Annotated in this window: 15 protein-coding genes; 10 read left to right on the top strand and 5 right to left on the bottom strand. The window is 34.3% G+C overall.

Going from position 1 to position 18,054, the window contains the following annotated elements; genetic code table 11:
- Nucleotides 1-141: 141 nt before the first annotated feature.
- From A7P54_RS16740 to A7P54_RS16730, 3 genes are all read left to right on the top strand, one after another.
- Nucleotides 142-741, top strand: coding sequence for a hypothetical protein (locus A7P54_RS16740; protein WP_171550252.1), 600 nt, complete (start codon nucleotides 142-144; stop codon nucleotides 739-741).
- Nucleotides 742-1,049: 308 nt separating this feature from the next.
- Entirely contained in the window at nucleotides 1,050-1,991 is a 942-nt protein-coding gene (locus A7P54_RS16735) for a phage/plasmid replication protein, II/X family (protein WP_171550251.1), read from the top strand.
- Nucleotides 1,988-2,206: an AlpA family phage regulatory protein gene (locus tag A7P54_RS16730; protein ID WP_171550250.1), complete on the top strand. Its 219-nt coding sequence runs from the start codon at nucleotides 1,988-1,990 to the stop codon at nucleotides 2,204-2,206. Before A7P54_RS16735 ends, A7P54_RS16730 begins: the two co-directional genes overlap by 4 nt.
- A gap of 49 nt (nucleotides 2,207-2,255) precedes the next feature.
- On the opposite strand, the gene A7P54_RS16725 is transcribed toward A7P54_RS16730, so the two are convergent.
- Nucleotides 2,256-2,585, bottom strand: a complete 330-nt coding sequence (locus A7P54_RS16725) for a pyrimidine/purine nucleoside phosphorylase (protein WP_171550249.1) — start codon at nucleotides 2,583-2,585, stop codon at nucleotides 2,256-2,258.
- A 242-nt stretch (nucleotides 2,586-2,827) separates the two neighbouring features.
- Here A7P54_RS16725 and A7P54_RS16720 point away from each other — a divergent pair, with 242 nt between their 5' ends.
- The 3 genes from A7P54_RS16720 to A7P54_RS16710 are packed head-to-tail and all read left to right on the top strand — an operon-like array spanning nucleotide 2,828 to nucleotide 11,430.
- Nucleotides 2,828-4,531 carry a ShlB/FhaC/HecB family hemolysin secretion/activation protein gene (locus A7P54_RS16720; RefSeq protein WP_171550248.1) on the top strand — a complete coding sequence of 568 codons (1,704 nt, stop codon included), beginning with the start codon at nucleotides 2,828-2,830 and terminating at the stop codon, nucleotides 4,529-4,531.
- Between the two features lie 32 nt (nucleotides 4,532-4,563).
- Nucleotides 4,564-11,064 (top strand): DUF637 domain-containing protein, encoded by a 6,501-nt coding sequence (locus A7P54_RS16715; protein ID WP_171550247.1) that lies wholly within the window; start codon nucleotides 4,564-4,566, stop codon nucleotides 11,062-11,064.
- Nucleotides 11,065-11,082: 18 nt separating this feature from the next.
- On the top strand, nucleotides 11,083-11,430 hold the full coding sequence (locus A7P54_RS16710; RefSeq protein ID WP_171550246.1) for a hypothetical protein: 348 nt from the start codon (nucleotides 11,083-11,085) through the stop codon (nucleotides 11,428-11,430).
- 88 nt (nucleotides 11,431-11,518) lie between these two features.
- Here A7P54_RS16710 and A7P54_RS16705 read toward each other — a convergent pair whose 3' ends face one another.
- The 3 genes from A7P54_RS16705 to A7P54_RS16695 all read right to left on the bottom strand — a co-directional run bounded on the left by A7P54_RS16705 (nucleotide 11,519) and on the right by A7P54_RS16695 (nucleotide 13,407).
- A complete protein-coding gene (locus A7P54_RS16705; protein WP_171550245.1) occupies nucleotides 11,519-12,100 on the bottom strand; it encodes a hypothetical protein in 582 nt (193 codons plus the stop codon).
- Between the two features lie 16 nt (nucleotides 12,101-12,116).
- On the bottom strand, nucleotides 12,117-12,626 hold the full coding sequence (locus tag A7P54_RS16700; RefSeq protein WP_171550244.1) for a hypothetical protein: 510 nt from the start codon (nucleotides 12,624-12,626) through the stop codon (nucleotides 12,117-12,119).
- A 190-nt stretch (nucleotides 12,627-12,816) separates the two neighbouring features.
- Nucleotides 12,817-13,407, bottom strand: a complete 591-nt coding sequence (locus A7P54_RS16695; RefSeq protein WP_171550243.1) for a recombinase family protein — start codon at nucleotides 13,405-13,407, stop codon at nucleotides 12,817-12,819.
- Between the two features lie 337 nt (nucleotides 13,408-13,744).
- On the opposite strand from A7P54_RS16695, the gene A7P54_RS16690 reads away from it, so the two are divergent.
- The 4 genes from A7P54_RS16690 to A7P54_RS16675 all read left to right on the top strand — a co-directional run bounded on the left by A7P54_RS16690 (nucleotide 13,745) and on the right by A7P54_RS16675 (nucleotide 17,671).
- Nucleotides 13,745-14,230 (top strand): hypothetical protein, encoded by a 486-nt coding sequence (locus A7P54_RS16690; RefSeq protein WP_171550242.1) that lies wholly within the window; start codon nucleotides 13,745-13,747, stop codon nucleotides 14,228-14,230.
- A 128-nt stretch (nucleotides 14,231-14,358) separates the two neighbouring features.
- Entirely contained in the window at nucleotides 14,359-14,598 is a 240-nt protein-coding gene (locus A7P54_RS16685) for a hypothetical protein (RefSeq protein WP_171550241.1), read from the top strand.
- Between the two features lie 198 nt (nucleotides 14,599-14,796).
- Nucleotides 14,797-16,998: an ATP-binding domain-containing protein gene (locus A7P54_RS16680; RefSeq protein ID WP_171550240.1), complete on the top strand. Its 2,202-nt coding sequence runs from the start codon at nucleotides 14,797-14,799 to the stop codon at nucleotides 16,996-16,998.
- Nucleotides 16,979-17,671, top strand: coding sequence for a DUF2290 domain-containing protein (locus A7P54_RS16675; protein WP_171550239.1), 693 nt, complete (start codon nucleotides 16,979-16,981; stop codon nucleotides 17,669-17,671). Before A7P54_RS16680 ends, A7P54_RS16675 begins: the two co-directional genes overlap by 20 nt.
- On the opposite strand, the gene A7P54_RS16670 is transcribed toward A7P54_RS16675, so the two are convergent.
- Nucleotides 17,651-18,037 carry a hypothetical protein gene (locus tag A7P54_RS16670; protein ID WP_171550238.1) on the bottom strand — a complete coding sequence of 129 codons (387 nt, stop codon included), beginning with the start codon at nucleotides 18,035-18,037 and terminating at the stop codon, nucleotides 17,651-17,653. The genes A7P54_RS16675 and A7P54_RS16670 overlap by 21 nt on opposite strands.
- Between the last annotated feature and the right edge of the window lie 17 nt (nucleotides 18,038-18,054).

Genomic DNA, 18,054 nt, shown 5'->3' with positions numbered 1-18,054 from the left:
AAATAAGCAGCTTAACTAATAGTTACGTAATATTTGATTTTAATTACGTAAATTATTAAACTTTAGTTACGTTTGTTGTTTAACTTTTTAAATCTAATCACATGTCGGAAAAGAGTTTATTGAGTATGTTAACAACGAGTTATGACTAATAATGGTGGGGTAAATATGATCAAAAAGTCGTTGTATTGCAGTGTAATGGTGACATCTCTATATTTTGTAATAGGATGCAGTGAATCTAAAAATACGCAAGCAGTAGGAGCTCAAACGGCACAAGCCGAAGCAGAAGAAGCTGTTGCTTCTGCTGAAGATGTTGTTGGTATTTTAGCTGATGCGAGTGCTAAAGCAGATGAAGGTGCAGCTATAGAAAGTGGTGATGCAAATATAGAAAGTGATGAGGGATATACAGATGAGGGTAGCGTAAATCCTGTTAAACAACTATTAGAAGGGGAGCCTGTAGAGGTATCATATAGTCCTAATCAATTTATGACGCAAATGTATGAAAGACTAGTATATGATATTGTTATTCAGGCAAAGGCAGATCAAGTCACTGTAAATGACATCATCATTAATCGTGGGAATAACTGTCATATAACTAAATATGATCGTGATAAGAAGTTACCAGCTAATTTATCTTTTGGTCGTATGATTAAATTATCTATTGGTTGTGAGCCTAATTATGTTCGGGAGGTTGAAGTTAAAACCAATTATGGTAACTATAAGTTTGGTAGTATAAGAAATTAAAATACTTTGCGGGATGTATAGAGGCTTATCATGTGATAAGTCTTTTTTATTTTTAATAACGGTTAGCTGTTTAAGCTAATAGTATGGAACTTGACTTTTTATAAAGTTTATGTAATACTAAATACTAGTTATTAATATTAACTATACATTTGTTCAAATTTTGAAAATAAAATAACTATAATAATATTGCTTCATTCATAATGGTAATCAATCTTTATGCCAAACACTTTAAGCTGTAGCTTATTGTGGATTTTTTATGTTTGAATTTTAGTATTAGTAAAAATAATTAAACTATAATAGGAGTAAAAATGAAGAAAATAAATAAAATTCAAATAGATTGGTTAGATGTGGTTGTAGATGTAACCCATGATCCGAAAAAAGTATCTAGTGGATTGACCTTATATTTAAATGAAAATTTGGATTATGATCAAGCACAGTATTCATATCGTCCAAAAATTATAGAATCAGATAATAACCATAAATTAGAAGTTAAATCTGTAAATGAAAAATTAAAAATTAGTGGTAATTTTTATAAATGGCTGAACGGTCAAAATATTGAAGGTTGTGATAGTGTTTATAATTTAGTTAGTGAGGTGCTTCTGAAACTTGAAGAAATGAGTGTGATCCAGCCAACAATTGATCAGTATGAAATAATTCGTCAAGGGAAATTCAGAATATATAAAATTCATGTTAAGCAAGATATAGTTTTTGATAATAAGAATTTAGCATTAAATTATTTAGAGCAAATAAAAAAGGGTGGGTATTATCCATATAGAAGTAAAACTATTTATCAAAATGGAGTTTACTTTGGTATGAAATCTAAAAGATGGATGTTAAATTTTTATCATAAAGGCAAAGAGATAGAGCAAGCAAAGAATAATAAATGTATTGTGACTTCTGAACAAAAGGCACTTGCTGATATGATGATCCGATCAGAAATTAAGATTAATCCACCACAACTTACTGATTGGGATTTGAGATTTGCTTGGCAATGGTTTGATATAGATAATTTGGATAAATTTTTCAAACAGCGGTTAAGTGAATTACAGTTACCAGATTTTAGTAGAGTAATCGAGCTAGATAAAATAACTAACAACGCAGATAAGAAGTTTTATTACAGTTTGAAAAATGGGAATGAGGAAATTTTCTACTGTAGGAGTAGTATTCATCGTATGAGAAAAAAGTTTATGAAAGAGTATAATATTGATATAGATAGTATTTATAATAATAAATTGGAGAATAATATATGATAAAATTAAGATTAACAAAGAAAGAAGTATGTACATTTTTATCAGTTACAGCAAGTAAACTAGATAAAATGATGCAAGAAGATGACTCATTTCCTAGAAAATACAAAGATGGAACGGCTAGGCAGGCTGCCGTGTATTTTGACTATCAGGAGATAATTGATTGGTGGAATAGTAAGAAAGCTGCAAATGATCAAAATGCCATATTGGTGGCATAAGGTTTTACCATTCTTGATATAGAATTATTTATTAATTAGCCTAAGCAGTTTATTTTTGATCATCAAGATGACAAACATAATTCACAATTTCATTCGTATGAATGCTAAATTGACTATTTGAAGGAATATAAAAAAATTCACCTGAGCTATAGATGTGTGCCTCAGGTGCATTGCCAATTTGAACTGTACATTGCCCTGAGATGATTTCAATACGTTCAGCTAAATGTGTCTTAAAGGTCAAAGGTTCTTCTGAAGGAAGTATAACCCCTAAGGTCTTTTTAGTACCATCTTTTAAAACAAGCATATGACTTATGGATGCACCACCAAAATGCACATACGCTTTCTTTTTAATAGACACATCATCAAATTGTTCAAGCACTTTTGATCCTCTAAGTTTTTGTGCTGCTTGGGTTACATCTTAATAAATTGATCTAACTAAACTTAATTCTTTTTTAACAGAAAGGTATTCTCACTTTCTTGGTGCTATGAATTATTAGCTTTAAATGCGATAAATTTAACATTTAATAAAAAAAATTGTAAATAGAACTCATTTTTATTGAACAATTTAAATTTTAAACTACAATACATCCCTGTCTGTATTATGTACAAAAAATGTAGAAAATGTATAAAAAATATTTAATAATTCCTTTGCTCATTCATTCAGGCTTTATCCATGCCGAAGATCAGGTGAGTCAACAACAGACTAGAGATTATCTTTCGCAGAAACAGCAGATTGATCAATTAACGCAATCTGTTGCACCTTTTATTCAGTTACAACAAACGAAGGTTGATTCAAGCTATCCTTGGTTACAAAAGGAACCAGTTTGCTTTGGTATCACAACTTTAGACGTTGATATTCCAACCACACATCCCAGTATAAAAACTTCAGACTTTAATCGCATCTTTAAAGAACTCAAGTATTCAGACAATAAAGTTCTAGGCCGCTGTATTGGCGAAAAAGGGCTTTCGGGCCTTGTGAATTATATCAATGAGCGATTGGTGCAATTGGGCTATGTGTCAACTCAAGTGATTTTACCTGAGCAGGATCTTGCCACAGGACATTTACGCTTAACTTTAATCCCCGGGTTGATTGGGGAAATCCGACTCAAAAACAGTAAAAACCAAACTTTGAATTATCGTTTACCCATGCACGCAGGCGATATCCTCAATATTCGTCAACTGGAACAAATTCTAGAAACCTTCGCCCGTCTACAAGGTATGCAGACCAGTTTCGATATTCTACCCAGCCAAAAAAGTGCTGAAAATGCAGGTTATAGCGATGTCGAGATTGTATGGGATATTCAGGCGCGAAATTTTATCACTGCTGGGCTCAATGACGCAGGCAGTAAAAGTTCTGGAAAATACCAAGGCTATGCCAGCTATGCTTTAGAAAATCCGCTTAATTTTGCGGATAGCCTATTTGTTTACTATACCAAGTCACTGAATGACTGGAATGCCGACCATACCGATTTTAATAATGTCTTTGTTTCCTATGAAGTGCCTTATCAAAACTGGCTGTTTAATATCAATGCCAGTCAATATACCAATACCCAAGAACTAGAAGGCTTTGATCAGTGGTTCGATTATAAAACCATTAACAAGGATTTTAACTTCCAAGCACAACGCGAACTCAGCCGCAGTAAATCCTACCGTCTGTCAGGCTATGCCCAACTGTACCGCAAATCGGCATCCAGTTTTATTGAAGATGTCGAAATTGAAGTACAACGCAAACGCACTGCAGGATGGGAGCTGGGCAGTAAATATCAATTACGGCTTGGACAACAAACCCTCAATGCCCAATTCAGCTATCGCAAGGGTACAGGCATCTTAGGGGCCAGCCAAACGGCTGAAGATATTACTGGTGAGGGCGATTCTCGCGCTGGAATTTGGAATGCTGCTTTTCAATATGCAGTGCCGTGGCAGACCGTTAACAATAACTTTATGTATCAGCTGAACTGGCAAGGGCAGTGGAGTCCGCAGAAAGTGGTCAGTCAGGAGACTTTCAATATTGGTGGGCGCTACAGCATTCGCGGTTATCGACCTGAGCAAAGCATTGTGGGCAGTAATGGACATTATTTACAACAGACTGTGCATTGGCTTAACCCTATTCCTAATTTCTCACTCTACGCAGGTCTAGATCAAGGGCTGGTAACGGGTGAAGGCACTCAATATTACTCCGACCGTTATCTATTAGGCAGCGTGGTGGGGATAAGAACTCAATTCAAACATATCAATGGCGAGTTTTTCGTGGGTCGGGGGCTGGTTGCACCTCAACATATCCAGAAAGACCTCATCACTGGTTTTAATCTCTCATTTAACTATTAAGCAAATCTATTCATAGAAATATAGGTATAAAGATGAATAAGCAATTTTACCGCACAAAATTTAACGCCAAACTGGGGACTTATGTCGCTGTATCTGAATTGGCAAAATCCCATCAGGGTGATACCTCTCCACGCATTAAAGCTTCAATCCACAATGATGATGTGACAGCATCAAGCATTGCCGCAACTGGGCAACGAACATTAAAACAATTGGTGTTGGCGCTTTCAGCCTTGATGGCGATTAGTCCGATTTATGCCAATGTTGTGGTGAATAATGCTGCCGCTGCAGCGCATAAAGCGACCGTGCTCAAAGAAGGCAATGCAGCCAATGTCTGGATTACGGCACCTTCTGCATCAGGCGTGTCACGTAATAGTTATACCCAGTTTGATGTGAATCAAAATGGTGTAATTCTGAACAACTCACGCGGTGCAGCAACCAGCCAAATTACCAAAACATCAATAGCAGCGAACCCGAATTTAGCCAAAGGCGCTGCGACGACAATTGTCAATGAAGTGGTTTCAACCAACCCAAGCTTATTACAGGGTAATCTTGAAGTCTTAGGATCCAGAGCAAATGTAGTGATTGCCAACCCAACAGGCATTACCGTGAATGGTGGTGGTTTCATCAATGCCAATCAGGTCACGCTCTCCACAGGGATACTGGGTTATAACAGTGATGGTTCAATTAAAAACCATACCGTTAAACAAGGTACAATCGCGATTAATCCAGATGCGAACAACCGAGGACTAGGTGGCAATGCCAATAATCCTGTTGCATTAGAATTATTAGGCCGCTCCCTTGCTATCAATGCACCTGTCAATGCCACTGCACTTACTGCTGTTACTGGTGCAAATACCATTGCTGCTGATACTGGTGGAGTTACTGCCACGACGGGAACAGGGACGAAACCCACAGTTGCGATTGATGTCGCACAGTTGGGTGGGCTCTATGCAAATAATATTTACTTACATGCCAATGAAGCCGGAGTTGGGGTTAATAATGCAGGGATTATTCGAGCCCAGAACAATGTGGTACTAAACAGCAATGGCAAAATTGAACATAAAGGCACAATTAGTTCTACTAGCAAAACACAGGGACTCGTGAGTATCAATACAACAGGTATGGGCGTTGCCGGTGATATTAATGCATCTGGAAGCATCAATAGTAATAGCATGATCAGTATTGATTCAGGCAATAACCTAAATGTAAATGCCAAAGAGATTATGATCAATAAAGATGGGGTTGCTTCATCCCCCCTGATCATCAATGCGAAAGGCAATGTAAATTTGGCGACCAATACCCGAATTTATAACGATTCATCAAGTGGAGGGCTATATGTTGATGCAGCGAACATCAATTTAGCTACAAACGCAGGTATTACAAGTAACCGTGGTTCTGCCTACATTCAATCACAAAAGGATATTGTTACAGCACAAGGTGCAAGATTAATTGCAGCCCAAGATTTGAATGTATCTGGTAAAGGTAAATTAGCATTAACAGGCAATACCCTTCAAGCAACTTTAGGTTCAATTAACCTACAAGCAGATTCATCTAATATGCAGGGATTAGTTGATGTCCAGACATCAAGTGTAAATGCAGGTAAAGACTTAAATATATACAGTTCAGGAGATGTCAATTTAAAAAATTTAACACTTGTTGAAGAAAATGCTAAAAGTCGTGTGAAGAATATCAAAGCCTATAGTGGACAGAATTTGACGTGGGACAATTCAGAGGGTTTAAACCCTAATCTTAACGGAAATCTGGGGCTTAAGGCTGAGAAAGACCTGACAATCTTTGGGAAAGGCATTTTTAAAGCAAGTGAAAATATTGATCTAAAAGGTAATAATGTCAATATTAAATCTTTAGGGTTAACAACAAGTTTTGGGGATACAAATATTACATCAAATAGCAATATTGATTTGAAATATTTAAATATTAATTCATTTGGTGGTAATTTAAATTTATTGTCAGAGGGAGGTGAGGTTAATGCAAGTAGTGTTGGACTGAGTGGTAAAAAAAATATAAATATCTTGTCCATGGGGAATCAAAATTTAGATTCTGTAAAAATTTCATCTGGCCAAGATGTTTTTTTAGCAACAAGTAGTGATAAAGGTAATATTAATATTGTTGCGGATAGTTTAAATATGTTTTCTTCAGGTTTGATACAATCGGAAAATGGAGATGTTTTAATAAATTCAAAAGGTGGGCTCAATATTTCAAAAAAAGATTTAATGAATTTTTATTCTATTAATGGAAATAATGTTAATCTTACTTCAGGTGGTGACTTAAAACTTGACTATTTAAATATAAATTCTAAAGAAAATTTAGCCATACATTCAGATAAAAATGTAAGTTTAAATACTGAGTTTCCTAAAAATGGATTTTTTAATGGTTTTCCAAAAGATTTTGCTAAAAGTCAAAAACATATCGCGATTAGCAGTAAAAATGGAAGCATAAAAATAGGTGAGCAAAACCCTAGAACAGATGCATCTATTACAAATTTAAAAGCAGAGGGTGTCATTTCAGTTAAAAGTAAATCAGATCAGAATTATCAGAATGCGACCCTAAGTGCGGGTGCTATTACACTTCACTCAGATGCTGGAAGTATTAATAATAGTGATAATTTTAGAGCGACGACAACAAAATCAACTTTTTTAGATAGCGATATTGAATTAAAGAAAATCAATGGTAACCTAAGTCTGTATGCGAAAAAAGATATTCAGTTAAATGCGATTGATTCACAGGGGCGAGCTTACAACAAAGATTTACAAAATGTAATTAAACCCGTGCTCTCTAGTCAAGGCTTATTAGACATCCGTGCTGATGGGGTGTTGCAGGTGAATGGTAAAGCGCCACCTGTACAAACTGCCACGTGGGATCAAAGGAAGTTAGATAGAGCTTATCTGAGATCAGATAATGGTCTGAATGTTCTGGCAGGTACTGTAAAGTTGTACGCCACGGATTTGACAAATACTTCAACTACAGCTCCTATCAATATTACCTCAAGTACGGGTGATATCCTCATTGATGCGATGCGTTATGATGTCGGTCGGGGTCAATTAGATCTGATTATTCCTATTCAAAATAGACGAGACCAGCTTGAAGCAAGTGGGAAAAAAGATGCAGCTACACTAAATGAAATTCAGCAATTGAATGGAGAAATTGCATTTTATTTGTCAAGTGATCTTAATGGTGCAAGACATCAAAGTAGTAATATTGATTCAGGACATAATATTAACCTTGTTTCGAAGAAAGGTACCTTAATCAGAGCATCAGAACTTTATGCTAAAGGCAGTGTAAATCTTGAAGCTCAAGGATTATTGGCTAAAGATCAAACAGGCGCTCAAGCAAGTGATTATATTGATACCTCTATTTTGGTGGATGGAGTACATGATATTTATAAAAATGGTGTTGCAACCAATCCAAATTATGAAGAGCGTTCAGATTTTTATAATTCAGTCATTAGTGGCGATAAAGGGATAAACATTAAATCGACTGGTTCAGCTCAATTAAACTGGTTTGACAATCCTGCATTATTGCCGAACTATGCCACTGTAAGTTCAGCAAAGCCATTACAGTTGAAAAAGAAACTGAACGATGGAAAACATAATATCGTATTGAACGGTGCTGAACTTATTTCATCAGGAGGTGATGTTAATATTCAATCAAATGCTAACATTATTATGGAGTCTAGCCTAGATGAAATTTATAAACATAATACAAGTCAAGTCATAAAAAAATATTGGTATGGTCGGAAAAAAACGACTGAGACGTATTCACAAAGTCAAATCGGTACAGCAGTACCAACGACTATTTTAGCAAAAAATATTAATTTGAAAGCCTCTGGTGATATAGACTTTTATTCTACACTCATGAAAGCAAATGGTGGTAAAGTCAATATTGTAGGTGAAAATCTTTATTTTTTAGCTTCTAATAATTCTGCTAGCTCAAATAGTACAACCAAGAAAAGTTCATCCATCTTTGGGATTCCACTGAATAAATCTAAAACGACGAGTAGCCGAAGTCAGATATCTCAACTCCCTGTAAAACTGGTTGGTGATTATCTATCAACTGAATCGAAGAATGATACTGTATTTGTGGGAACGGAATTTAACTATTTGAAGGAAGCTACGATTAAGGCTGGTGGAAAAATCGCACTTTTGGGAGCCACTGATACAGTCAATCAAGCATTGAAAGTTGAAAAGAATAATATTGTATGGCAGTCAATGCAGGATAAAGGTTCTATCACTGAAACAGCTAAGCTCCCAAATTTTAATGGGCCTACACCGCCAAGTTTTAAAGCAGCAGGTGGTTTGGTTGTACAAATACCAGTAAGTGAAAAAGACCAGAATAAGGTTCAACTCAAAAACGAGATTTTAAAACTTGCAAATCAGCCTGGTAACCAATACCTAAAAAATCTTATTGCTAGAAATGATATTGATTGGCAAAAAGTGATTCTTACAGAAAAGGACTGGGATTATAAATCACAAGGACTCACGGCAGTAGGTGCTGCAATTATTGCTATTATTGTAGCTGTGGCAACAGCGGGCGCGGGTGCTGCTGCATTAGGTACAACCACGACAGTTACTTCTGCAACTACAATTACGGTCGGAGGAGCCCAGGTTGCTGTTGCGGCAGGTGGTTCAATTACGACATTTGGTGGGACTATTCTCGGCTATACAGCTGCATCTGGAGCAGCAACAGTTTTTACAACATCTGGGCTTATGATTAATGCAGCTGTTACAGCAATTGCTTCACAAGCATCTGTTGGTTTGGTGAATAATCAAGGAGATATTACTAAAACCTTACAACAATTAGGAAGTAAGGACAGCATAAAGAGTTTAGCAACCTCTGTTATCACTGTAGGTATTTTAGATAAAATTGGTGGTACAGAATGGATGTCTCAATTTAATGATACTGGAATTACAGGTCGATTAATTACTGGAACTGTGAATTCAGCTGGATCAGCCTTGGTGACAACTGCGATTAATGGAGGTAGCTTAAGTGAGAATATTGAAAATGCAATATTATTCAACTTAGCAAATGCTCTGCAAGGTTCGTTGGCTGGTGAGATTAAGGGATTAGAAGATACTAACTATATATTACATAAAATTGCACATGCTGCAGCTGGCTGCATGGCAGCTACCGTAGCTAAAAGTGACTGTGAAGCAGGAGCGATCGGTGCTGCAATTGGTGAAATGGCAGCAGATTTAGTTCCCAAAAGTAAATCTGTAGAACAGATGACGCCTGCAGAAAGAGAAGAATATAATCGCAAAGTATTAGCTACGACACAGCTGGTTGCAGGGGGGATTGCTGGACTTGGCGGGTATGATGTAAATGCTGCAGTTCAAACTGCGAATATTGCAGTTACGAATAATTATTTGACTTCCCAGCAATTTAAAAATTTAAAAGGCGAACTTGATGCTTGTTCGACAAATGATTGTAAAACAAAAATTTATTTAAAATATCAAACTCTAAGTAATAGTAATGATAATAATTTGAGACAAGCTTGTGCTGGAGTGAACTTTAATGGAGCAGTTTGTAGCACAAAAATAAATGAATTACTTGTTGGTCAAGATACTGCAAAAGGCTTACGCCTTTACAGTGAATATATAAGTTTTAACCAATTCGGAAAGTTTGATCCACAAATACAGCAAAAGGCTCAGGCGGTTGCAGGTATCCATTACTTAAAGAATTGGGAAAATAGTAACTGTAAAGGTTTGACAGATGCCGCTTGTGGACAAAAATATATAGCCTTAAAAGACAATGAAAAAGAAAACCTTAGAAAAGCACTTGATCAGGTTGAAAGTGTTCCTATTTATGGGACGGGAATCCTCGTAGGAGAAAATATTAAAGTTATCGCAACAGGACTAGATTTTACTGATACAGAAAAAAGTCGTTTACTTGCGCTTGCTGAGACTATTAGTCTTGGAGTTACAAAAAGATTAAGTCATATATTAAATCCTGTTGGTTCAACTATTCATATTAAGAACCCAACAGAAAAAGTAATTAGAAATAGTGATGGGATTAATGAAGTTAGACCTCGTCCGACTTCAAGTGATAGAAATGAATTTAACCGATTAAATTATGATGCTGCAAAAAATGGTGAAGGTGATCCATCTCAAGTTATGGCTGCTCTGTATTTGCAACCATACTTAGGAAAAATGGATCCAATAAGAAATGTAGAAAGAGATGTGAATGGCAGACGTTTGCCGAATCCAGACTATCGGATCATTTCTGGTCCAAATACAAATAAAACAGTAGACTTTATGTTTACTAATGAGAATCTAAAAATGAATCCTAAAAATGGAGAAATGGTAGGGTTAAATACTTATTTCCAAAAGAACTTGACCGAATCATCCATTCCCAACCGACTTCCTCCATTGCAGAAGCAAATTCAAGATCACCTTGCTAAGGCTGATATAGTACCTATGGATTTAAGAACATTATCACCATCTAATCAGCAAGCTTTAATTAATTACATTAAGACATTACCTGCTCAACAGCAAAATAAAGTATTATTTATTAGATAACAGTATAGGATCAATATTATGGGAATGGGTTATATTATCGGTTGGAATAAATCTCAACCAGAGGATAAACAATGGACAGAACTTGATTTTAATTCCTATGAAAATTCTCTTATAAGCTGGTTAATAACCAATGCATTAGAGAAAAACTATCCTGAATTGTATTTTAATATAACAAAAAAGGAATCTATACATTTGATAGAGTTTTATGAGCTCAGTCAAAATGATTTTATGACAGCCGTTACTGCGATTAGAAATTTAATAAAGAATGGTGATAAATCGATTGCTGAAAATGCTGAGCTCTGGAATCTTGATATTGAACCTCTTGTTATTATTGATGAACGTTATGATCCAAACTTTGAGCTTTGATGTTTTTTAATTAATTATTTTTAAATTTTTTATTTTTAGTCTGATTTCAATCAGACTAAAAATGGAGAGTTATCTTGGAGCATAAATTTTAATTATGCCCCATCTTATTTATCACTCGGATAGGAATATTTAAATTTTGTTTCGTTATTGATTGGGATTCAAGCCTGTACAATAGGGGGCGAACTTTATTAGGGTCAGTATACTCTCCAACTTCTATGCCTTGAACGAGCTCTCCAAGAGCTTGTTTTGTTTCTAAATCATAAATCCAGAAAAAACAATTGTTTTGATTGTTAACATTCATTTCAAAGCCAATTTGATAATTTTTATTTGCTTCAAAATTCGCTTTGACAAGATTTGTGTATTTGTAACCACCGCGCTGGCACCAAATCTGTAGATCATGCTCTCCTGCAGTTATATTTTGAGGAATAGATAGTTGTGCTCGACCATTAGGAATTTTTTGACGATCAATTGCAAAAACGTAGGAAATTTTATCTGCTTTAATTGACTGGCTTTTTTCTATGCTACCGATAATAGTTGCAATATTTTTTGAGATTGTTGGCTGAGTATAATATTTTACAGCCTCTGGAGTTACTTGTTCTGCTAAACTTATACAGCCTGTAAGTCCAGTAATCAAAAAGCCTAAGCCGAATAATTTAAAAAAAAGTTTCATCAAATAGCCCTTAAAATTATTTATTCGTTATAACTGGTATAAGATTAATATTTGTGGATGACGGTGAACCATTTAAAATTTCTTTTGGAGTTACGATTTCCCCCGTATCCATGTTTTCTACCCAAAATAAAATAGGTTCTCTATTCATTTTAATATCAGCTTGATTGCTCTTTACTTGATAATGTTGTCCAGACTTAGCAGTAAAAATTATGTGACCATGAGCAAGGAAGTTTGGTGTGTCTGATATGATACGTACTTCTGTTACTGTTGGTTCAATTTGAAACGGTTTGTTCCATTCATTTGATTTACTTAGAGTTGCTTTATTATTGATATAGCTTATGTAAATACGAGCTTTAATAAATCGAAGTGCTGTACTAGTTATTTGAAAACCTTGGATAGTCGTTATTTTCTGATCATCTGAAATATTTGGATTTTGGTGTATGAGTTCTGTCGGAATTTGAGCTTGCGCCGCACCCCAAAGTATCATGGATGAAAGTAAGAGAGTGCATTTAGCTTTAATATTCATAACCTTAAAGTGTTTATTAGGCAGTTAACCAAGCAATTATAGCAATAAAATCAATTTATTTATTAAAATCTACCTATTTCAAATTAATACATTGTAAAAATCAATGTATTAATTAAATTCAAAAAAATTAACGTCAATAATAAGTTTGTTAGCGATAAAGGATATTTTATCCTTAACACTTTTTATTGAACTATTTCAGTACCCTATAAACAGTGGCGATACCACATCCAACCGCTTTAGCTATTTCTTCTTTTGTTAGCCCCTTTGCATTCAATTCTTTAATTCTTGCATGTTTAATGATATCTGCTTTTTTTCCAGAGGGTTTATAACCTTTTCTTTCTAATCCTTGTTTAATACGTTCTCTGCGTTTGTCATTGTCTAATCTAGCCATAGTCGCCAACAAATCTATGAGCATGTTATTAACCAGATTAAGGATAGAACTGGTGATGGTGTCAGTTGAGCTAACAAGCATGTGTGTAGTAGGGAGATCTGCAACTACTAATTTTAAACCCTTTTCTTTTAAACGTCCTTTCAAAATTTCAAAATCAGGTTGAGTTAGTCTAGATAAGCGATCCACGCTTTCAACTAAGAGAGTGTCACCATGATTTGACTCATCTAATAAGCGATTTAAAACGGCGCGGTTAAGCTTTGTTCCAGACTCGTTTTCTATGTATTCCTTAATATCAATTTGGAGGTTTTTAGCAAACTTTCTTAAATCATCTAATGCTCTTTCAGCATCTTGATCTTTGGTACTAGCCCTTACATAAATTCTAGCCGTCATTTCTTATTTAACTATATTTGTTTAAGTACAATGATAATACTATCATTTAATTGATTTTTAAACTCTATTGATAGGGTTTTTATCATTTAATTTTTTTGTCTTTTAGGTATAGTTCAATGATAGGGTATTTTTAATAAAAATACGAATTGACAATAAAAATTAAATTTACTAGCATTCATATGAGTCAATATGTGATATCGAAATATCTGAATATGTTATCTTAATATTGAAATATTGATTTAATATTGAAGTTAACCAAAGCTGTATCAAATCATTTTGACGAAGGATTGATACAACCTTGATTAACATTAGTTAACCCTAGACAGGATCAACTGTTATGAATAATAGCATTTCAAACCCTAAAGCTCTATTAGAGTGTGATTTAGTCGTACTAGCTCAGTTTTTTGATTTTATTAAAAAGGCTGGTTTTGAAACTTTTGAGGAATATTTTCAGTTTACAATGGATGAAAGTGCTAAAAATGAGCTAATTACTCTAAGTAAAATAGATATTTCCCAAATTATTAATTATTTGAGTGAATATCTATTAGATGCTGATAGCTCATGGATAGACAACTTTAATCCATTTAAATCAACGAATTCCTTTACTTTTGTCTATCTATACAAATCTGCTCAGAAGAATGATGAAAACTTCCCTTTCGCGGATTGGAGCTTAATAAGTAGGCACAGTAAAATTACTTTAGGTAAGGAATTCAAGGAGTTCGTTCAGAAAACTGAAGATAGTGCTGAAAAAGGTGAGTGGTATATCAAAAAAGATGGCTTGAATATGAGTAGTGCAGCACTGTACAAGCTTATTCAAAAATAACTCTTAGATCGTACCAAAAAGAAAGCTCTTAGATAGAGCTTTCTTTATTACATAAATATCAACTGTATAAGCTATCAATTTTATAGTCAAATAAGATGAATTAATTGCAAACATATAAGGAAGACTTCGTGGAACTTAAAGATAAACTGCAACTTAAACCTGATGAAAAGTTGGTGGAAGTGAGCCATCGTATGAAGGGCTCAATGCAAGAAATGGATATTTACAAATATGAAATTATAAACTCTAGTGGGGATGTTGTGGGCTATGTTGATTACACTGACCATACTTCAATTAGAGGCTTTAGTAGAACACAGACTGCTACTCAGTATGATGTTAATTATAAGAAGATTGTTGATATTGATTGGTAGGTTATCTTAAATCATACTTTGGATGAGATATCTCAAAATATTTGGCTATATCTCATCTACTCTAAGTGGAAGGTCGCATTTAATAAAAATAAAAGCAAAATTATTCAATTTTTGCTATTATTCGATTATTACTAATTTTGATGTTGAGAAATAAATTTTATTTTAATTCAATAATTTATTTCTATTGGGCTTTGTGAAATGACAGAAATTATTAAAGGTACTAACCAAAAACCAAATGCTAGTAGTGTATTGGTTGAGCTGTTTTCTCAAGCAGATTTGGGGGGTGTTCTCTATGTTGGTTATCCTTTGATTTCTACCCCTCATGGTAAAGAGGGTATTGATGCTGTTTGGATCTCTGAACAAAAAGGTCTAGTTATCTTCAGTTTGCTTGAGGGGCAAAATCCAATCGAACAAGAAGACTTAGAGCAAGTACAAGATAATAGTGCTATTCTGCTTGAGTCAAAATTGAAAACTAGTGATAAAAGGCTTTCATTTAAACGAAAATTACGCATCCCGATAAATACACTAACTTTTGCGCCTGCATATTCCTTACATATGCTCTCAAATTATTCCGATTCTGAATATGTAATAGCTAATGAAGAAAACTTATTAGAGGAAATATCAGCTTTTGAGGAGTGGACTGATAAAGAAGATAGTATCTATGAGTTAGTGCTATCTTCACTACAGAATATTTCTAATGTAAGAGCAAATGGTAATACACGTCATATAACAAATCAAAATTCTAAAGGCTATAAGCTAAAATCTTTAGAAGATTCGATTGCTACTTTAGACGTAAGGCAAAGTAAGGCAGTTATTGAAACTGTAAATGGGGTTCAACGAATTAGAGGCTTAGCTGGATCAGGAAAAACAGTTATTCTTGCATTGAAAGCAGCATATATTCATGCTCAACACCCTGATTGGAAAATAGCGGTTACTTTTAACACTAGATCTCTGAAAGGACAATTAAAAAAATTAATCCATAACTTTACTATATCTGCTGCTGGTGAAGAGCCAAATTGGGAAAATCTTAAAGTTATTAACGCTTGGGGGGGAGCAGGTAATGCTGATCGCTCTGGCCTATATTATGAATTTGTCTCTAAAAAAGGTTTAGAGTATTTGGATTTTGGTTTAGCTTCTAAAATGTACGGATCGGATTTGGCATTTAGTGGTGTTTGTCAAAAAGCTCTTTCTGATTTGAGTATTGAAGGTAATGACGAGTCTAATTATTTATATGACTTGATATTGGTAGATGAAGCACAAGACTTTCCTCCTGAATTTTTAAAGATGTGCTATTTAGCATTAGGGGAAGAAAAAAGATTGGTCTATGCATATGATGAATTGCAACAACTATCTAGCCATTCATTACCTAGTCCTGAAGAAATTTTTGGTAAAGATGCTAATGGTCAACCTATAGTTTCTTTGGAGCCAAATTCTAATCAAGATATTATTCTCAGTACTTGTTATAGAAATTCTAGACCTGTATTAGCAACCGCTCATGCAATCGGATTTGGTATTTATCGGAAGCCTAATCCCAGAATTGGTACAGGTATTGTTCAGATGTTCCAGAATAAGCAACTGTGGATGGATGTAGGTTATGAGATCCAAAATGGAAGCTTAGATATGGGAGAGCATGTAAGATTACAAAGAACCGATAGAAGCAGTCCAAAATTTTTAGAAGAAAATATTGATTCACCGACAAAATTAATTGAATTTATTAGTTTCCCAACAAAAGAAGAACAAGATTTTTGGGTGGCTGAAGAAATTAAGAAAAATTTAAGTGAAGAAGATTTATTACCTGAAGATATTATTGTAATTAATCCTCATCCATTAACTGCTAAAAATAACTTAGGTCTAATACGCCGAACTCTATTTGATAATAGAATAACAACACATTTTGCTGGTGTAGATACTAGTGCGGATATCTTTTTTAATAAAGGTTCTATTGCTTTTACTGGTATATATAGGGCTAAAGGTAATGAAGCAGGGATGGTGTATATTGTAAATTCTGATGAATGTGTTAGTCCATCCAATCAAGCAACGCTAAGAAATAGGTTATTTACGGCAATTACAAGAAGTAAGGCTTGGGTAAGAGTTCTTGGTGTGGGTGCTAGTATGGATGAACTTAAACATGAATTTGATCAGGTTGTGGCTAATCAGTTTACTTTAGATTTCGTATACCCAACCGAACAGCAGATTAAAGATATTGCGGTTATTCATAGGGAAATGACACGTGTTGTTGAAAACGAAGTTAAGCAAGTAAACCAATCATTAGATGAAGCAATTGAACAACTTAGAAAGCTTCAGCAAGGCGATACTGCTGTAACAAGACAAGATATTGATGAGAAATTGTTTCTTCTTAAAGATTTATTTAAAAGTTTAGATGAAAATGGCAAATCATAATCATATTCTGAATGAAATTGAGCGTATTCAAGGCTTTTTAATTGAGAAAGGCTATGCATCTAAAGCAAAATTTCTTACTGCGAAGCAGATAGCAAGAGACTCTTATGATATAGAGGTTGATCTTGGTGATAAGTTGTTTTTGAGTGATGCAAATGATTGTTTAAGCTACGAAGAGCTCTACTTTTTTTATTTAGAAAAGGAAGTATATACATGCCAATTTATTGATGGGGCCCTGCTTCAAATTGAATATAGTATAAGAGGTGGAGATTTGTGGTCATATAGGTTAGGTTTTTTTCCTCATCCTAAATTAGCTGCGCAAGAATTCTCACCTGAATTCTATGATTCCGAAGATTTGTTTTTCGTAGATATGCTTAATAAGCCCGTAGTTCATCCAGTACTAAGGTTTGATTTTGATAATGACCCTAAAAATTTTAAACCTTGTGTTCATTCACGATCACACTTAACTATTGGGCAATTAGACTCTTGTCGAATAACAGTTAATAGACCTTTAACCCCTTTTTCTTTTTTACATTTTATTCTTAAGAATTTTTACTCTAGTCTATTTAATAAAATCTCCAAAGATTTTTTTGCAAAATGTAAACATCATCAATTGAGTTTTGATGAGTGTATTGAAGTTGAAGAAAAATTGGAACTACATATGGTTTTCCAATAATTTTTTTAATTTTTCATCATTTAAGAGGGCTTCAGCAAATGCTTTATTTTTCCTGTAATCTAACTCGCTAGATTTAATGTTTCTCAAATTAAAACTTATACTTGGATAAAGCTTTTTTAGTTTTACCTCAACATGTCTTAAGAGTTTCTCAGCTAAAGTCTTATCATGAATAAATTCGCATTTTTCCTTTTTTAATCTACCATTTAAGCTGATGTAGACATGGGCTTTTTCCTCATCATTAATACCTTTTTCTTCGAAATGAAGACCATAATTTGGTGACCAACCTTCTCTAAATGTATTAGGTAAATCTCCATAATCAAGGAAAGCTTCAAGAGTATATAATTTTCCTAACTCGTTATCTTTCATGATCGATACCTAAAATC

The sequence above is a fragment of the Acinetobacter sp. Ac_3412 genome (assembly GCF_013072675.1).
Classification (GTDB): domain Bacteria; phylum Pseudomonadota; class Gammaproteobacteria; order Pseudomonadales; family Moraxellaceae; genus Acinetobacter; species Acinetobacter higginsii.
The sequence above is the reverse complement of the archived record's forward strand: the minus strand, read 5'-3'. Positions and strand labels throughout refer to the sequence as shown.